The following is a 15,306-nucleotide window of genomic DNA, read 5'->3' as shown; positions in this document are numbered from 1 at the left end:
GGTGCCCATCGCTTTGTCTTCCCTCCCCATCGTCCCGGTGTTGCCCGAACTCTTTGCAGCCCTCGACAACCATACCAGCGTGATCCTGCAGGCGCCCCCCGGTGCGGGCAAATCGACCCTGCTGCCCCTGGAGCTGGTGCGCCAGCACCGGCTGCCCGGGCGCATCATCATGCTGGAGCCCAGGCGCCTCGCGGCGCGCAACATCGCGAGCTTCCTCGCGCGTCAGCTGGGGGAGAAGGTGGGCGAGCGCATCGGCCTGCGAGTGCGCGGGGAGAGCCGCACCAGCAGCCAGACCCGGCTCGAGATCGTGACCGAGGGGGTGCTGACCCGGATGCTGCAGCAGGATCCTGAGCTCACCGGCGTGTCGCTCGTCATCTTTGACGAGTTCCACGAGCGCAGCCTGCACGCCGATACCGCGCTGGCCTTCGCCATCGAAAGCCAGCAGGGGTTGCGCGATGATCTCAAGCTGCTGGTGATGTCCGCCACCCTGGATGGCATGGCCCTGGAGCGCCTGCTGCCAGGCGCCCCCGTGGTGCGCTCCGAGGGGCGCGGCTTTCCCATCGAGTACCACTATCGCCCCGCCAATCGCCAGCAGTGGTTGGAGCCCCAGGTCGGCGCCGTGGTGCTGGAGGCGCTCGCCAGTCAGGCTGGCAGTGCCCTGGTGTTCCTGCCGGGACAGGGGGAGATAGAGCGGCTGGCACAGTGGCTGGAAGGGCGGTTGCCAGGGGATGTGACCCTGGCTCCCCTCTATGGCCGTCTTGACCTCGCGGCCCAGCAAGCGGCCATCGAGCCTGCGCCTGCGGGTCGTCGCAAGCTGGTGCTCACCACCAACGTGGCGGAGACCTCCCTCACCATCGAGGGGATCTCCGTGGTCATCGACAGCGGACTGGAGCGGCGCGCCACCTTCGATATCAAGAGCGGCGTTACCCGGCTGGAGACCCGGCCCATCGCCAAAGCCTCCGCCACCCAACGGGCGGGGCGGGCAGGGCGGCTTGGCCCCGGCGTCTGCTACCGGCTCTGGAGCAGCGAGGTGCAGGAGCGCCTCGCCGAGCAGAGTCCCCCCGACATCCTGACGCAAGAGCTCACCGGCCTGCTGATGGACGCCGCCCAGTGGGGGGCCCGGGTGGAGGCGCTGCCCCTGCTGGACATGCCGCCCCCTGCCGCCGTGGCCAGCGCCCGGCGGTTGCTGGTGGCCCTGGGCGCCATGGCCCCGAAGGGTGAGCAACAACTTACCCCGGCAGGCCGTGCCATGGTGGCCTTCGGCACCCATCCCCGCCTTGCCCGCATGCTGCTGCGGGCCCGCGAGCTGGAATCCGAGGGTCTGACAGGGATTGTCGCCGATGCGGCTTTCCTGGTGGCGCTGCTGGAAGAAGATCTGCGAGGATCGGAGCGCCTGTCCGTGCTGTTCCACCGCCGTCAGGGCGCCCTGCGCCAGGGGGCGGCCCGCTGGTTCGAGCGGCTCGGCGTGCGGGCAAGCAGCCCGCAGGGTCAATGGCTGGGGTTGCTGTGCGCCCTCGCCTGGCCCGATCGCATCGGCAAGCTGCGCAGTGGCAGCCGCTATCAGCTCAGTGGCGGGGTGAGCTGCGATCTGGTAGAAGGGCATCCCTGCCAGGGGCAGGGGGCCATCGTGGCCGTCGAAATGGGTCAGAACGAGCGCGGCAGCCGCATCTTCATCGCCGAGCCGGTGGCGCTGGATGAGTTGGTGCGCCAGCTGTCCGAGCTGGTGAGCGAGCGCCAGTGGTTCGACTGGGACGATCGGGAGGAACGGGTGCGTGCGGAGCGCCAGCAGGTGCTCGGCGAGCTGGTGCTCGGCCAGCGGCCGCTGACGGATCTCTCCGATGAACAGAAGGGGCGCTGCCTGCTGCAGGGCATCCGGCGCAAGGGGCTGCACGTGCTGCCCTGGGACGAGAGTAGCGAGGGGCTGCTGGCCCGCTTGCGCTGCGCCCGCGACTGGCTGCCCGACGAAGCCTGGCCCGCCATGGATGAGGAGAGCCTGCTGGCCGACCTCGAGCAGTGGCTGCTGCCGGCGGTGAGCGGCATGACCCGGCTGGAGCAGTTGAAGCGGCTCGACATGAGCGACATCCTGCGCCAGTCTCTGCCCTGGCCCCTGCCAAGGCGGCTGGACGAGGCGCTGCCGAGCCACTTCACCGCACCGACCGGCAGCCGGGTACGGATCCGCTACCAGCCGGGTCAGGCGCCGGCGATCCCGGTGCGCATCCAGGAGATGTTCGGGCTGGGCGCGACCCCATGCGTGGCCGATGGCCGGGTCCCCCTGGTGGTGGAGCTGCTCTCCCCGGCCCAGCGCCCCTTGCAGATCACCGCGGATCTCGCCGCCTTCTGGGCGGGATCCTATGAGCAGGTGAAAAAAGAGATGAAGGGGCGCTACCCCCGTCACTACTGGCCGGACAACCCGCTGGAGGCGATGCCGACCCGGGTGACCAAGAAAAAGATGGGATTGCAGGAGTAGCCGACGGGGCAGTGATCGGTCGGTACGATCAGAACAAGATGGCGGTGGCACAGTCCCCTCCACAACAGGCATCGCAGGCCGCTCGCATCAGCGGGATGGCGAGGAGAACGACAAGAGGATTTATGGCAACCCAACGACGCAAGCGCACGCCCAAGAAGGCGGCGCCCAAACGCACCATCTGGCGCACCCTGTTCTGGCTGGGCTTCAAGCTCTCTCTGGTGGTGGCGGCCTTCATGGTGGTGTTTGGCATCTATCTCGACACCAAGGTGCGCGAGCGCTTCGACGGGGAGAAGTGGCAGTTGCCGGTGATGGTCTACAGCCGCCCGCTGGAGCTCTATCCCAGCCAGCGGCTCTCCCAGACCCAGATGCTGCGCGAGCTCAACATGCTGAGCTACAAGCAGGTGCGTCAGCCCCATACCCCGGGTGAGTACGCGGTGAGCGGCAATCGCATCGAGCTGGTGCGCCGGCCGTTTGAGTTCCACGACGGTGCCGACGGCGCCCGTGGCCTGCGTCTCACCTTCAACGGGGCGCGCCTCGAGGGGATCCAGTCCCTGGAGAACCAGCGCCAGCTCGGCTATGCCCAGATGGACCCGGTGCTGCTCGATCGCCTCAACACCGAGGATCGGGAAGACCGCCTGCTGGTGCGCCTCTCCGAGGTGCCGGACAGCCTGCTGGTGACGTTGCTCACCACGGAAGACAGGGACTTCTACCAGCACGGCGGTGTCTCGCCGGTGGCCATCATGCGCGCCATGGCAGCCAACCTGCTGGCGGGTCGCACCGTGCAGGGGGGCAGTACGCTCACCCAGCAGCTCGCCAAGAACTTCTTCCTGACCCGTGAGCGCAGCCTGTGGCGCAAACTGCAGGAAGCCTACATGGCGGTGCTCATCGACTACCGCTACAGCAAGGACGAGATCCTGGAGGCCTACCTCAACGAGGTCTATCTGGGGCAGAACTTCTCCCAGGGGGTCTACGGCTTCGGGCTCGCCTCCTACTTCTACTTCGGTATTCCGGTCAACGAGCTGGACATCGATCAGGTGGCCCTGCTGGTGGGCATGGTGAAGGGCCCCTCCTATTACGATCCCTGGCGATTCCCCGACCGGGCCAAGGCGCGCCGGGATCTGGTGCTGAAACTGCTTGCGGATCACGGCAGCCTGACCCAGGCCGAGTATGACCTGGCCAGCAAGCAGCCCCTTGGCATTATCGCCCGCGGCCAGATGAGCTATGGCCGTACCCCGGCCTTCATGGGGCTGCTCAAGCGGGAGATCCAGAACCGCTTCGGCCCGGATCTGCTCAAGCAGTCCGGCCTCAAGATCTTCACCAGTCTGGATCCCATCGCCCAGCACGCCGCCGAGCAGGCGGTGGAGTCGGGTCTGGCCACCATCGAGAAGCAGCGTGGCAAGAAGAAGCTGGAGGCGGCCATGGTGGTCTCCGACTGGCACAAGGGCGAGGTGGTCGCCATGGTGGGGGGACGGGATCCCCGCTACGCCGGCTTCAACCGGGCACTGGATGCCCGCCGTCAGATTGGCTCCCTGGTCAAACCGGCGGTCTACCTGACCGGCCTCTCCAACGGCCTGACCCTGGGCACGCCGCTTAAAGATCAGCCGATCCGCATTCGCGGCCAGGATGGCCAGATCTGGACGCCGCAGAATTACGACCGCAAGTTCCGCCAGAGCGTGCCCCTGATGGAGGCGCTTGCCAGCTCCCTCAACGTGCCGACCGTCAACCTCGGGATGCAGATAGGCCTGGACAAGGTGGTGGACACCCTGCACAAGCTGGGGGTGCAGCAGGAGATCCAGCCCTATCCGTCCCTGGTGCTGGGGGCGGTGGCGCTCTCGCCCATGGAGGTGAACCAGATGTACCTGCCCATTGCCAACCAGGGGTTGACCCAGCCCCTGTCGGCCATCCGGGCCGTGGTGAATGGCGAGGGGCGCCAGCTCTACCAGCATGACGAAGCGGCCAAGCGAGTGACGGATCCCCAGGCAAGCTGGCTTACTTTGTTCGCCATGACCAAGACGGTGAGCCAGGGGACGGCCCGTGCGCTCGGTGCCAAGTTCCCCGGGGCCACCATGGCAGCCAAGACCGGTACCACCAACGAGCTGCGAGACTCCTGGTTTGCCGGGATGGACAACAACGAGCTGGTGAGCGTCTGGGTCGGCCGTGACGACAACACCCCGGCCGGGCTGACCGGTGCCAGTGGCGCCTTGCAGCTGTTCAGCGGCTACATGAGCCAGCGAGGGGTCAACAGCCTGGGGCTGAAGATGCCCGAAGGGGTTAGCTGGGCCAACTTCTCCCGCTCGAGCGGTGCCCGGGTGGCCAGTGATTGTCCCGGCAGTCTGCAGGTGCCGGCCAAGCTGGCCGGGCTGGCCGAGCCCATGAGCTGTGCCAGCCCGGTCTCGGACCCGGCGAATGCCCTGGACAACTGGTTCAACGGTTTCTTCAACTGACGAAGACGGGCAGCGCAGGCTGCCCGTTTTGCAAGGATTGCCATGACCCATCCCCTGTTTGAGGCCATCCATCACGTGGCCATCATCGCCAGCGACTATCCGCGCTCGCGCCACTTCTATCACCAGGTGCTGGGGTTGCCCATCATTGCCGAGACCCTGCGGGCCGAGCGTCAGTCGTGGAAGCTGGATCTGGCGCTGCCGGACGGCAGCCAGCTGGAGCTGTTCAGCTTCCCGGCGCCGCCGCCCCGCCCCTCCAGGCCGGAGGCGTGCGGGTTGCGCCACCTGGCGTTTCGGGTGGCGGATCTCGACCGGGTCATCGCCCACCTGGAGCTGCACGGGGTGGAAGTGGAGCCGGTGCGGGTGGACGAGCTGACCGGCAAGCGCTTTACCTTCTTCGCCGACCCCGACGGCCTGCCGCTGGAGCTGTACGAGGCAGCGCGTTAGGCTGCCTGTTGCAACCTGGATGATCGGTTTGACCATGAAAAGGCCGCCCTGGGAACAGGGCGGCTTTTTTCATGGGGTTGGAGAGGGGATCATGCTGTGGTCAGCAGGGCGACCGCCACCGCCATCACCATCATGCCGAGCCAGCCGACGGGTCTGAGGCGCTCGCCGAACAGCAGCAGGCCCCCGAGGGCGGTGCCCAGGATGCCGATGGCGCCCCAGGTGGCATAGGCCACGGCCAGATCGATCTTGCCGGTACTGACCGCCTCGCTGAGCAGAGTGAAGGCACAGAGCACCAGCAGAATGCCGAGGACGCCCCACCCCTTGTCGCGAAAACCGATGGAGCGGTTGATCGCCATGTTGGCGCCGATATCCAGCAGGGCGGCGCCCAGTACGATGATCAACGGGTGCATGGGGCTTCCCTCCTCTGGCGGGTGGGGGCTGGTACATCATGGGTCTCGCCCAGGGTCACCATGACAATCCCCACTATGGCCAGCGCCAGTCCGATCCACTCCTGGATGCTCAGCTCGTAGCCGAGGAACAGGACGGAGACGGCGGTGATGAGGGCGATCCCCAGCCCTTCCCACAGCGCAAACGCGATACCAATGGAGATTGTCCTGGCGGCCTTGGCGAGCAGCAGGTAGGAGAGGGTGATGAGGAGCCACATCGGCAGATAGTGGATCCAGCCGCTCTCGCTCTTTGGGATCAGGGCCATGGAGGAGGTGCCGGCGACCTCGGTCAGGATGGCCCCCGTCAGGAAGAGGCGGGCCAAAAGCAGGGGACGGGATGACATGCAGTTTCCTTCTGTTGCTGCGACGAAGAGAGGATAACGGCACCCGAAACGGGCAAGGTTATCGCTGAGCGTCGAGAAAGCTGTCGCTGCTTGTTTGCCTTGGGGGCGGGGCAGGGGATAAGGTGGTGATGGAATAATCTGCCGCCAGTTTGAAGTCATGAAGCTAAATCAGATACAACTCTTTGTAGAAACAGCAGACAGTGGTTCGATAGCCAATGCCGCCAGACGACTTGGCAAGAGTCGCAGCGCCGTGAGCTCGGCGATTGCAACCCTGGAAGTGGAGCTTGGCGTCGAACTTTTCGAACGAGGGGCGAACCAGAGCCGACTGACCGAAATCGGCGAGCAAGTGCTGGACGACTGTCGGCGGCTGTTGCAGGCCGCCAACAGCCTGAAGCTCAAGTGCGAGCACCATGCCTCCGGTGCCGAGGTGGCGCTGCGGGTAGCCCGGGACGACGCCATTCCCGAGGTGGTATGGCGCGAGATGCTGGGGGCGCTGCGTCGCCAGTTTCCGGGCACCAGCATCTCCCTGGTGCTGGCCTCACCGCCGGAGCTGCCGGCCCTGGTGGAAGAGGGGTTCGTGGATGCCGCCTTCGGCCTCATCACCGAGGAACAGGAGCGCAGCGGTCTTTGCATCGACGTGCTCAACCCGATCCGCACCCTGATGGTGGTGGCGCCAAGCCACCCGCTGGCTGGGCTGAAGCGGGTGTTGCAGCAGGATCTGACCGATCACACCCAGGTCACTCTCTCCTATGTGGACGCGTTTTCGGTCAAGAGCCTGCTGCCCATCGGGGGGCAGCATATCGGGTTGTCGAGTTTCGAACTGATGCGGGATGCGGTGCTGGATGGTCTGGGCTGGGCGGTGCTGCCTTCACCCCTTATCCAGAGCCAGCTGCGCCAGGGGGAGCTGCTGACCCTGAAGCACAAGTTCAGCCTGCAGTGGCGCGATTACGGAGTCTATCTGTCGGAGAACGCCCATCACGGCCAGGTGCTGGCCTGGCTGAAGAAGGCCATAGAAGCCTATCTCGAACCCTTCGAGTAGCCGCCAACCGGGGCGGGCACCCCGGTTGGCAGTGAGAGGGGATCAGCGCAGGCCGTGACGGGGGACGCGCTGGCGGGAGCGAAATGGCAGCAGCAGGAGGCCGAGCAGCAGATCCCCCGTCAGGGAGGTCAGCAGACCCGCCGCCACGCCGCAGAAAATGGCGGCCTGTTTGAGGGGGACCACATAGCCGTAGTTGTGCAGGGTATCCTGCCAGAGGGTGGGATCGGCGCGCAGCAACAGGTGGGAGAGCTGCTGGTACCAGGGGCTCTCCCGCACGGCGATCTCCCCCTGAAGGTGCTGCTGCTGGTTCACCAGTTGCTGGAGGCTGGTGGCATCCTGGGTGAAGACGGGATCCTGGCTGGCACCGTAATGGGCGACCAGCGCCTGCAGATCGCCATTGAAGTGCTGGTCCGCCGTGCGCTGGAAGGGGGCCAGCGCCAGACCTGCCTGCTGCAGCCGGGCATCCAGCCGCTGGAAGTAGAGATCGACCAGCCCGGGGATCTGTACACCTGCCAGCAAACCGAGGGCAAACAACATCATGCGAAGGTAGCTGCGCATCATCATCATCCTGAACGAAGGGAGCGCCCATACTAGCCGCAACCGGTGGGAGAGCCAAGGAGGGGGCGCGCTTGCCCACCTGGTCGGCGGCGCCAAAAGAAGAGCCGATGGAATACCTTTGTTACACGAATTCTTACACTTTTGTGATGCAAATCATCTTGCGGCTGGCCTAGAATGAGCGTTTTTCGAAGGACACGTCGGCATGAGCAAGTTCATTCCTTTCTATCTGGCCGGGGGCCTCATCGCCTTCAGTTGGGGCGCCCTGCCTGAGCACGGCCCCTGGGATGGGTGGGATCTCGCCCTCTTCCAGCTGGTCAATGGCTGGATTGGCCACTCCCCCCGTTGGGCCGATCTGGTGGCCATCACCAACAACCGCCTGTTCGATCTGGCCGCGCTGGCCTGCATGGGCGGGATCCTCGCCAGTTGCTTCTTCCGTGCCGACGGGCAGGAGCGCCGTCGTCTGGTGGCCATGGGGGTCGTGATGCTGCTGGGGGCCCTGGTGATCAATCAGCTCGGGCATCTGTTGCCGGTCAGCCGTCCCAGCCCCACCCTGATGGTGGACGGGGCACTGCGCCTGACCGAGATCAGTGCGATTCCCACCAAGGACTCCGCCGGTGACAGCTTCCCCGGTGATCACGCCCTCTTCCTGATGATCTTCGCCGGTTTTGCCCTGCGCTATCTGCCGCGCTGGGCCGGGGTGGTTGCGGTGGTGATGGTGCCCCTGTTTTCGGCGCCCCGCATCCTGGCGGGTGCGCACTGGATGACGGACGTCTATGTAGGCGCTCTTTGCCTCTCCCTGATCTGCCTGCCGCTGCTGTTGCTCACTCCCGTGTCGGATCGCCTGATCGACCGCCTGGCTCCCCGGTTGCCACGCTGGATTGCCTGACGGAGAATGAAAAAAGAAGGCGGGTCACCCCGCCTTCTTTCGTTTACGCCTCACCGGTGCTGTGGTCGTCGCGAAATGACCAGGACTACGCCCGATGAGCCCGGGCTGTCGCCCTCCCAACCAGTATGGATAGCCCCATTCGGGTTCTGCCAGCCAAAATAGTCGGGGCCAAACGTTTGCATCCGTCCTCTCATGATCCTGGCCAGGATTTTTTCCCTCCGCTGCCTTAGAATCGCCGCCCGTTGTTGGAGGTCTCCCCATGCTTGTCACTTTTCTGCGTCTCTTGTTTATCGGTTGTGCCCTGGTCTTTCTCGTTATGCTGGTCCGTGCCTGGTGGCACAAACGGCGTCATGGCCAGCTCGAAGCCACCCCTTTCTGGCCGGTGGCGGCCATCGGCTTTGTGGCCAATTTTCTCGATACCCTGGGGGTAGGGAGCTTTGCGGTGAAGACCGCCTGCTACAAGCAGTTCAGGCTGATCGATGATCGGGTGCTGCCCGGTACCCTCAACGGCCAGTGCGTGCTGCCGACCGTGACCCAGGCTCTCATCTTCATCGGCGTGGTCAACGTGGATCCCATGACCCTCATCAGCATGATGGCGGCGGCAGCAGCCGGTGCGGCCTGGGGCGCCCGTTACGTGGCCTCCTTTGATCGCCAGACCATCCGGCTGGTGATGGCGGTCTCCCTACTGGTGGTCGCCGGTCTCATCTTTGCCGGCCTGCTCGGGCTCTTCCCCCTCGGTGGCGAGGCCATGGGGCTGAGCGGTTACAAGCTGGGGATCGCCCTTGCCGGCAACTTCCTGTTCGGAGCCCTGATGAACGTCGGTATCGGCCTGTTCGCCCCCTGCATGACCCTGGTCTATCTGCTCGGCATGAACCCGCTGGTGGCCTTCCCCATCATGATGGGATCCACCGCCGTTCTCAGCGTCTTCTCGGCGGGGACCTTCATCCGCAAGGGGGCTTTCGATGCGCGGGCCGTGCTGGCGGTGGCCATCTTCGGCCCCATCGGCGTGGTGCTGGCGGCCATGCTGGTCAAATCCATGGAGATGGAGATGCTCAAATGGCTGGTGGCCTTCATCGTCATCTATACCTCCTGGACCATGTACGCCTCCTGGCGGGCGGCGCGGCGACAGCCAGCGCCCGCGCTGGCAGAGGCGACGAGCTAGCTGGCGTCGGCGAGGCCCGCCTGCACGGGCACCCCGCGTTGGTATGTCATCCCGCTCGCCCGGTTCTGGCGCGTCTTCTGATGCCTCTGGCAGCCCCCTCCGAGTGAGCGGTCTGCTGGCTGGAGGCGACCAGTGCGGCTTCCGCCCTGGCACCGAGAAACACATAGAGCCCCAGCGCCAGTAGCAACCCCACGGCGCACCCCATCACCCCCACCGCAGGCCAGAGCAGTTCGCTCTGGCCGAGGGATCCCTTGAACAGCAGCAGCAACCCCTCGATGGAGACCGCGATCAGGATGGCGGCGATAAAGCGGGTAATGGTGCGCCGGATGGCGCTGTGGCGGAAGATGTCCTTATGCAGCAGCACCTCCTCTTCGAGGATGGTCTTGCCGAGATCGAACACCGCCAGCGCGAGCGTGAGGAAGATGATGGCGCTGAAGGCCCCCAGCCGGTTCTGCTGGGTGCCGCACAGGAGCAGATAGAGCTGTTCCAGCCCGTGCCAGATGAGGGTGCCGACGATGAGAAACAGGGCCAGACTCAGGACGACGTAGACGGCCCTGAACCAGGGAATGGCGCGCCGCCGCTCCCTGTCCCCCATCAGCCAGGCGATCAGCTGGTGCAGGTTGATCTCCAGCTCCCGGCCATGGCCCTGCACCAGCAGGCGCAGCTGCCCCTGGGCCGCCGGAACGGGCGCCAGTATGGCTGGCCTGATCTGGGGGGCCAGGCTCTTCACCTCCTCGACGAAGGCATAGGTCTTGAGAGATGCCTCGGGGAGGGTGAGCAGCCCCAGCAGCAGGGGGGCCAGCTCGGTTTCGTACTCCTGATAGCGCCGCAGCACATCGATGGGGCTCATCTCTGCCATATACACCTCGGTCCAATGGGCTCCTGAGCAGGGGCCTGCAAATTGTGGGCCCGATTTATGACAGCCCGTGTACGGCGCGGCGCACCAGCAGGTGGCAAGGCTCCGGTGAGGGACTTAAGGATGCACCACTATGGTGCCTTGTCGGGACGAGCAAACAAAAAAGGCCCCATCGGGGCCCTCTGCACATCTTGCGGCTTGTCAGCCAGCCAGCTTGGCGAAGCTGCGCTCGGCGGCCGCCAGAGTGTGTTCGATCTCCTTGTCGCCGTGGGCCAGCGACAGGAAGCCCGCCTCGTAGGCGCTCGGAGCCAGATAGACACCCTCTTCCAGCATCAGATGGTAGAAGCGCTTGAAGCGTTCCATGTCGCAGCGAGTGACCTGCTCGTAGCGGGTGATCTCGGGCTCGTCGGTGAAGAAGAAGCCGAACATGCCGCCCACGTAGTTGATGGCAAGCGGGATGCCGTGCCTGGCGGCGGCGGCTTTCAGCCCCTCGGCGACACGGGCGGTCTTGGCGCTCAGCTGCTCATAGAGGCCCGGCTCCAGCAGCAGGTCCAGCATGGTGAGGCCGGCGGCCATGGCCACCGGGTTGCCGGAGAGGGTACCAGCCTGATAGACGGGGCCGGTCGGGGCGATGTGCTGCATCACCTTCTTCTTGCCGCCGAAGGCGCCTACCGGCATGCCGGCACCGATGATCTTGCCGAGGGTGGTGAGATCCGGGTCGATGTTGTAGTGGCCCTGGGCACCGCGCAGGGAGACGCGGAAGCCGGTCATCACCTCGTCCAGGATCAGCAGGGCGCCGAATTCGTCACAAATGGCGCGCAGCCCTTCCAGGAAGCCGGGCACCGGCGGGATGCAGTTCATGTTGCCGGCTACCGGCTCGACGATGATACAGGCGATCTCGCTGCCGTACTGGGTAAAGGCTTCGCGCACCGAATCCAGATCGTTAAAGACACAGGTGAGCGTGTGTTTGGCGAAATCGGCCGGTACGCCCGGGCTGTTGGGCTGACCCAGGGTGAGGGCGCCGGAACCGGCCTTGACCAGCAGGGAGTCGGCATGGCCGTGGTAGCAGCCTTCAAACTTGACGATCTTGTCGCGACCGGTGTAGCCGCGGGCCAGCCGGATGGCGCTCATGGTCGCTTCGGTGCCGGAGTTGACCATCCGCACCTGCTCCATGGAGGGGACGATCTGGCGCACCTTCTCGGCCATCAGCACTTCGATCTCGGTTGGGGCACCGTAGCTCAGTCCCTTCTCCACCGCCTTGATGACCGCGGCCTTGATGGCCGGGTGGTTGTGGCCCAGCAGCATGGGACCCCAGGAACCGATGTAATCCACATAGGCCTGACCATCCACGTCATAGAGGTAGGCGCCATCGGCGTGATCGATGAAGCGGGGTGTGCCGCCGACCCCGTTGAAGGCGCGGACCGGTGAGTTGACGCCACCGGGAATGGTCTGGCGGGCCTGTTCAAACAGCTGATCTGATTTTGACATGGATCATCCTTAATGGGATTTTGGTCGTTACCCGGGCGCAGGCTGCCGATTGCGGCTCGGCAGGGGATGGCGGGAGGAGTATGCTTTGCGCTCTCGCCCCGGACTCTCGCCCGTGATACATGAAACGGGCCGACTATAGCAGAAAGGCCCAGAGCTGGGCAGCCGAGGCCGAGGTGTGTCTGGTCCTCGTTAGATGAGCGTGATTATCCATGGAGCAACAAGCCATTCCTTCCGCCGACGCGGCCTCGCTGCGTCGTCCTCCAGTCTTGCAGCGCCTGATACGGCGGGACAAGATGCCGCTGCTGGTGCTCCTGTTGGCGGCCCTGGTCGGCCTGCTGGCAGGTCTGGTGTGCGGATTGTTCGAGTCTTGCGTTCACTGGCTGGCCCAGCAGCGTGTCGACTTGCTGGCCGATCGCCCCTGGTGGCAGCTCGGCCTGCTCGGCTTTGGTTTCAGCGCCCTGCTGGGGTTGGTCGGCTATTTCCTCACTCATGCCTTTGCCCCCGAGGCGGGGGGATCCGGTATCCCGGAAATTGAAGGGGCCATGGACGACCTGCGCCCGGTACGCTGGTGGCGGGTGTTGCCGGTGAAGTTTTTTGGCGGGGTCTGTACCCTGAGTTCCGGCATGGTGCTGGGGCGAGAGGGGCCCTCGGTGCAGATAGGGGGCAACCTCGGCAAGATGGTGGCGGATATCTTCCGGTTGCCCAAGGAGCATGGCCATGCCCTGCTGGCTGCCGGTGCGGCGGGTGGTCTCGCTGCGGCCTTCAATGCCCCGCTGGCAGGGATACTGTTTGTCATGGAAGAGATGCGACCGCAATTTCGCTACTCCTTCCTCGCCATCAAGGCGGTCGGGATTTCGGCCGTCATGGCGACCCTGATGCTGCAGAACATGAAAGGGCAATCCCCCGTCATCATGCTGCCTCACTACGACGCTCCGGCCTTGAAGGCGCTCTGGCTGTTTCTTTTCATGGGGGGCTGCTTTGGTGTGCTGGGGTTCGTCTTCAACAAGCTGGTGCTCGCCTGTCAGGATGGTTATCTGGCATTGCATCAGAACAAGCGCCACCGTTTCGTCATCATCGGCATGGGGGTGGCTGGAACCTTTGGCATGCTGTCGCTGTTCGCCCCTTCGGTCACTGGAGGGGGAATCGAGCTCATCCCGCATCTGACGGGGGGAGACTATGCGATGGCGACCCTCTTCATCATCTTCTCGGTGCGACTGGTGGGTACCCTCATCTGCTTTTGCTCGGGGGCCCCTGGTGGTGTCTTTGCGCCGACCCTGGCGCTGGGCACCCTGTTCGGGGTGATCTTTGGTCACCTGTTCCACTCTGCATTTCCCGATCTCGGCATCGAACCGGGCGCCTTTGCCATCGCCGGCATGGGGGCGCTCTTCGCCGCCACCGTGCGTGCCCCCATTACAGGCATCGTGCTGGTGACCGAGATGACAGACAACTATCAGCTGATCCTGCCCATGATGATCACCACCATAGGGGCAACCCTGGTGGCGCAATGGTTGGGGGGGCGTCCCATCTATTCCCAGATCCTGGAGCGAACTTTACGGCTTGCTGCGCGTCAAAACCGGGGTGAAAGCAGCATCGCGACCGGTTAACTCTTTGTTTATCCGTATCAATCCGGCATGGTCGCGTATAGTGAAAAGAAACCGGCCGTGTTGATGTCGGCATATAGAAGAGGCCTTATGTCCCAAATCGTGAAGTTATTGGTGGTGCTGGCCGTGGGGGCATGTATCGGTTATGTCGTCGGGAACAGACAGGAGCTGGCTCAGAGCAGCCTGATGACGGTGCAGCAAGAGACGTTGGAGCGTCAGAGCAAGGCCATTGCACAACTGAAGACGGATCTCGGCGTCAGGGAGACCCTGCTGGCGACCCAGAAGGCCGCCTTCGAACAACTTCAGCAGACGCTCAAGGATCAGGAAGCCCAGGTACAGGAGCAGAAACGTCAGCTGGCCTTCTTCGAGCGCATCATGCGTCCCACCGGCGAACAGGTGGGGGTATCCATCGACAATCTGACAGTGCAGGAGACGAGTGTGCCGGGTCGCTACCACTATCGTCTGGCGCTCACACAACCCGCCAAGAAGCGGGAGCTGTTTCGGGGGCAGGTGCAGATCCGGCTCGAAGGCAGTCTGGCTGACAAGCCCAGGATCCTCAGTGGCCGGGATCTTGGCATGAAGGTGGGGGAGGGACGCTACGCGTTGCGATACTTCCAGCTCTTGGAGGGCAATTGGCAGCTTCCCTCAGGCTTCATCCCGGACAGGGTGAGAATCCTCATCCCGAAGGAGGGTCGGCAACCGGCCCAGGAGCTGGTTGCTGAGTGGAACGAGGTGCTCAAGCCTCTGATCGCTCAACCAGCCCCCTTGCCGGCAGCACAGTAAGAGAGTGGTGAATACTTGAACTAAATGGTCGGGTATTGGATAATTTCGCGGTTTCCATGTTTGTGGATGTAACGGTTGTGAGGTCAGCAATGAGTGCAGTAGCAGAAGCCCCCTTGCCCATCCAGATGACGGATGCGGCAGCCAACAAGGTAAAGACCTTGATCACCGAAGAAGAGAATCCCGAACTCAAGTTGCGGGTCTACATCACTGGGGGGGGCTGCTCCGGTTTCCAGTACGGTTTCACGTTTGACGAGAAAATCAATGATGGCGATACCGTGGTCGAGAAGAGCGGCGTCACCATGGTGATCGATCCCATGAGCCTGCAATACCTGGTCGGCGGCAGCGTGGATTACACCGAAGGCCTGGAAGGTTCCCGTTTCACCGTGACCAACCCCAACGCCACGACGACCTGCGGTTGCGGTTCCAGTTTTTCCATCTGATCTACAAGCCGCGTGATATGAAGGGCCCCGAGGGGCCCTTTTCATTTTTGTATGCCTGGCGTGGCTGGCATGTAGATCTTGATGTGGCGAAAACGGGTACCGATTGGTAGCGATAGAGAAGGTATGCAGGCTCATTTAGATGAATCGTTGATGGTTTTTTAGTCTTGTTGGTTGTTGATTAAACACCTGAGCGTCTTTTTCAAATAAACACGTAGTTTTCGCTTGTCAGCGAGAATCATATCCCTATAATGCGCCTCCATCAGCACGGCGCAGTGCGCGTCTGGTCCACCTTGCAAAGCAAGCTGGTGAGGGTTATAGTTTCAGACCCTGCTCTTTAACAATTTGAAT

Annotated in this window: 14 protein-coding genes; 9 read left to right on the top strand and 5 right to left on the bottom strand. The window is 63.9% G+C overall.

Going from position 1 to position 15,306, the window contains the following annotated elements:
• The first annotated feature begins 13 nt into the window (after positions 1–13).
• The 3 genes from hrpB to gloA2 all read left to right on the top strand — a co-directional run bounded on the left by hrpB (position 14) and on the right by gloA2 (position 5,355).
• On the top strand, positions 14–2,467 hold the full coding sequence (hrpB, locus tag BN1120_RS12270) for an ATP-dependent helicase HrpB (protein ID WP_042016303.1): 2,454 nt from the start codon (positions 14–16) through the stop codon (positions 2,465–2,467).
• A 122-nt stretch (positions 2,468–2,589) separates the two neighbouring features.
• Positions 2,590–4,911 carry a penicillin-binding protein 1B gene (mrcB, locus tag BN1120_RS12265; protein ID WP_010675566.1) on the top strand — a complete coding sequence of 774 codons (2,322 nt, stop codon included), beginning with the start codon at positions 2,590–2,592 and terminating at the stop codon, positions 4,909–4,911.
• 42 nt (positions 4,912–4,953) lie between these two features.
• Positions 4,954–5,355, top strand: a complete 402-nt coding sequence (gloA2, locus tag BN1120_RS12260; protein WP_042016298.1) for an SMU1112c/YaeR family gloxylase I-like metalloprotein — start codon at positions 4,954–4,956, stop codon at positions 5,353–5,355.
• 89 nt (positions 5,356–5,444) lie between these two features.
• Here gloA2 and BN1120_RS12255 read toward each other — a convergent pair whose 3' ends face one another.
• The gene (locus tag BN1120_RS12255; protein ID WP_042016297.1) at positions 5,445–5,765 is read right to left on the bottom strand and encodes an SMR family transporter; all 321 of its coding nucleotides are present in this window, start codon (positions 5,763–5,765) and stop codon (positions 5,445–5,447) included.
• Entirely contained in the window at positions 5,753–6,145 is a 393-nt protein-coding gene (locus tag BN1120_RS12250) for a DMT family transporter (protein WP_042016295.1), read from the bottom strand. Before BN1120_RS12250 ends, BN1120_RS12255 begins: the two co-directional genes overlap by 13 nt.
• Before the next feature lie 157 nt (positions 6,146–6,302).
• Between BN1120_RS12250 and BN1120_RS12245 the strand changes: the two genes are divergently transcribed.
• The gene (locus BN1120_RS12245; protein ID WP_042016294.1) at positions 6,303–7,184 is read left to right on the top strand and encodes a LysR family transcriptional regulator; all 882 of its coding nucleotides are present in this window, start codon (positions 6,303–6,305) and stop codon (positions 7,182–7,184) included.
• Between the two features lie 42 nt (positions 7,185–7,226).
• Here the strand turns inward: BN1120_RS12245 and BN1120_RS12240 are convergent, their stop codons facing one another.
• Positions 7,227–7,742, bottom strand: a complete 516-nt coding sequence (locus BN1120_RS12240) for a DUF2937 family protein (RefSeq protein WP_042016340.1) — start codon at positions 7,740–7,742, stop codon at positions 7,227–7,229.
• A gap of 202 nt (positions 7,743–7,944) precedes the next feature.
• On the opposite strand from BN1120_RS12240, the gene BN1120_RS12235 reads away from it, so the two are divergent.
• Together BN1120_RS12235 and BN1120_RS12230 are read left to right on the top strand one after the other, a co-directional pair.
• On the top strand, positions 7,945–8,628 hold the full coding sequence (locus BN1120_RS12235; RefSeq protein ID WP_010675560.1) for a phosphatase PAP2 family protein: 684 nt from the start codon (positions 7,945–7,947) through the stop codon (positions 8,626–8,628).
• A 259-nt stretch (positions 8,629–8,887) separates the two neighbouring features.
• Positions 8,888–9,790: a sulfite exporter TauE/SafE family protein gene (locus tag BN1120_RS12230; protein ID WP_042016293.1), complete on the top strand. Its 903-nt coding sequence runs from the start codon at positions 8,888–8,890 to the stop codon at positions 9,788–9,790.
• Between the two features lie 46 nt (positions 9,791–9,836).
• Here BN1120_RS12230 and BN1120_RS12225 read toward each other — a convergent pair whose 3' ends face one another.
• Together BN1120_RS12225 and hemL are read right to left on the bottom strand one after the other, a co-directional pair.
• Positions 9,837–10,649 (bottom strand): hypothetical protein, encoded by an 813-nt coding sequence (locus BN1120_RS12225; RefSeq protein ID WP_042016292.1) that lies wholly within the window; start codon positions 10,647–10,649, stop codon positions 9,837–9,839.
• A 198-nt stretch (positions 10,650–10,847) separates the two neighbouring features.
• Positions 10,848–12,134: a glutamate-1-semialdehyde 2,1-aminomutase gene (gene hemL / locus BN1120_RS12220; RefSeq protein WP_010675557.1), complete on the bottom strand. Its 1,287-nt coding sequence runs from the start codon at positions 12,132–12,134 to the stop codon at positions 10,848–10,850.
• Positions 12,135–12,343: 209 nt separating this feature from the next.
• On the opposite strand from hemL, the gene clcA reads away from it, so the two are divergent.
• The 3 genes from clcA (at position 12,344) to erpA (ending at position 14,958) form a co-directional block, all read left to right on the top strand.
• Entirely contained in the window at positions 12,344–13,738 is a 1,395-nt protein-coding gene (gene clcA / locus BN1120_RS12215) for a H(+)/Cl(-) exchange transporter ClcA (RefSeq protein ID WP_039040862.1), read from the top strand.
• Positions 13,739–13,825: 87 nt separating this feature from the next.
• Positions 13,826–14,518, top strand: a complete 693-nt coding sequence (locus tag BN1120_RS12210; RefSeq protein WP_042016291.1) for a DUF6776 family protein — start codon at positions 13,826–13,828, stop codon at positions 14,516–14,518.
• 89 nt (positions 14,519–14,607) lie between these two features.
• Positions 14,608–14,958, top strand: coding sequence for an iron-sulfur cluster insertion protein ErpA (gene erpA, locus BN1120_RS12205; RefSeq protein WP_010675554.1), 351 nt, complete (start codon positions 14,608–14,610; stop codon positions 14,956–14,958).
• Positions 14,959–15,306: the final 348 nt, after the last annotated feature.

It is taken from the genome of Aeromonas caviae (assembly GCF_000819785.1).
GTDB lineage: Bacteria > Pseudomonadota > Gammaproteobacteria > Enterobacterales > Aeromonadaceae > Aeromonas > Aeromonas caviae.
This window is presented reverse-complemented; position numbering and strand designations above follow the sequence as displayed.

Bases quoted from the DNA above. Each gene is read 5' to 3' on its own strand.
- BN1120_RS12250 (WP_042016295.1), bottom strand. From the start codon at position 6,145: ATGTCATCCCGTCCCCTGCTTTTGGCCCGCCTCTTCCTGACGGGGGCC.
- gloA2 (WP_042016298.1), top strand. From the start codon at position 4,954: ATGACCCATCCCCTGTTTGAGGCCATCCATCACGTGGCCATCATCGCC.
- BN1120_RS12245 (WP_042016294.1), top strand. From the start codon at position 6,303: ATGAAGCTAAATCAGATACAACTCTTTGTAGAAACAGCAGACAGTGGT.
- BN1120_RS12210 (WP_042016291.1), top strand. From the start codon at position 13,826: ATGTCCCAAATCGTGAAGTTATTGGTGGTGCTGGCCGTGGGGGCATGT.
- BN1120_RS12230 (WP_042016293.1), top strand. From the start codon at position 8,888: ATGCTTGTCACTTTTCTGCGTCTCTTGTTTATCGGTTGTGCCCTGGTC.
- BN1120_RS12255 (WP_042016297.1), bottom strand. From the start codon at position 5,765: ATGCACCCGTTGATCATCGTACTGGGCGCCGCCCTGCTGGATATCGGC.
- BN1120_RS12225 (WP_042016292.1), bottom strand. From the start codon at position 10,649: ATGGCAGAGATGAGCCCCATCGATGTGCTGCGGCGCTATCAGGAGTAC.
- hemL (WP_010675557.1), bottom strand. From the start codon at position 12,134: ATGTCAAAATCAGATCAGCTGTTTGAACAGGCCCGCCAGACCATTCCC.
- BN1120_RS12240 (WP_042016340.1), bottom strand. From the start codon at position 7,742: ATGCGCAGCTACCTTCGCATGATGTTGTTTGCCCTCGGTTTGCTGGCA.
- mrcB (WP_010675566.1), top strand. From the start codon at position 2,590: ATGGCAACCCAACGACGCAAGCGCACGCCCAAGAAGGCGGCGCCCAAA.
- erpA (WP_010675554.1), top strand. From the start codon at position 14,608: ATGAGTGCAGTAGCAGAAGCCCCCTTGCCCATCCAGATGACGGATGCG.
- clcA (WP_039040862.1), top strand. From the start codon at position 12,344: ATGGAGCAACAAGCCATTCCTTCCGCCGACGCGGCCTCGCTGCGTCGT.
- BN1120_RS12235 (WP_010675560.1), top strand. From the start codon at position 7,945: ATGAGCAAGTTCATTCCTTTCTATCTGGCCGGGGGCCTCATCGCCTTC.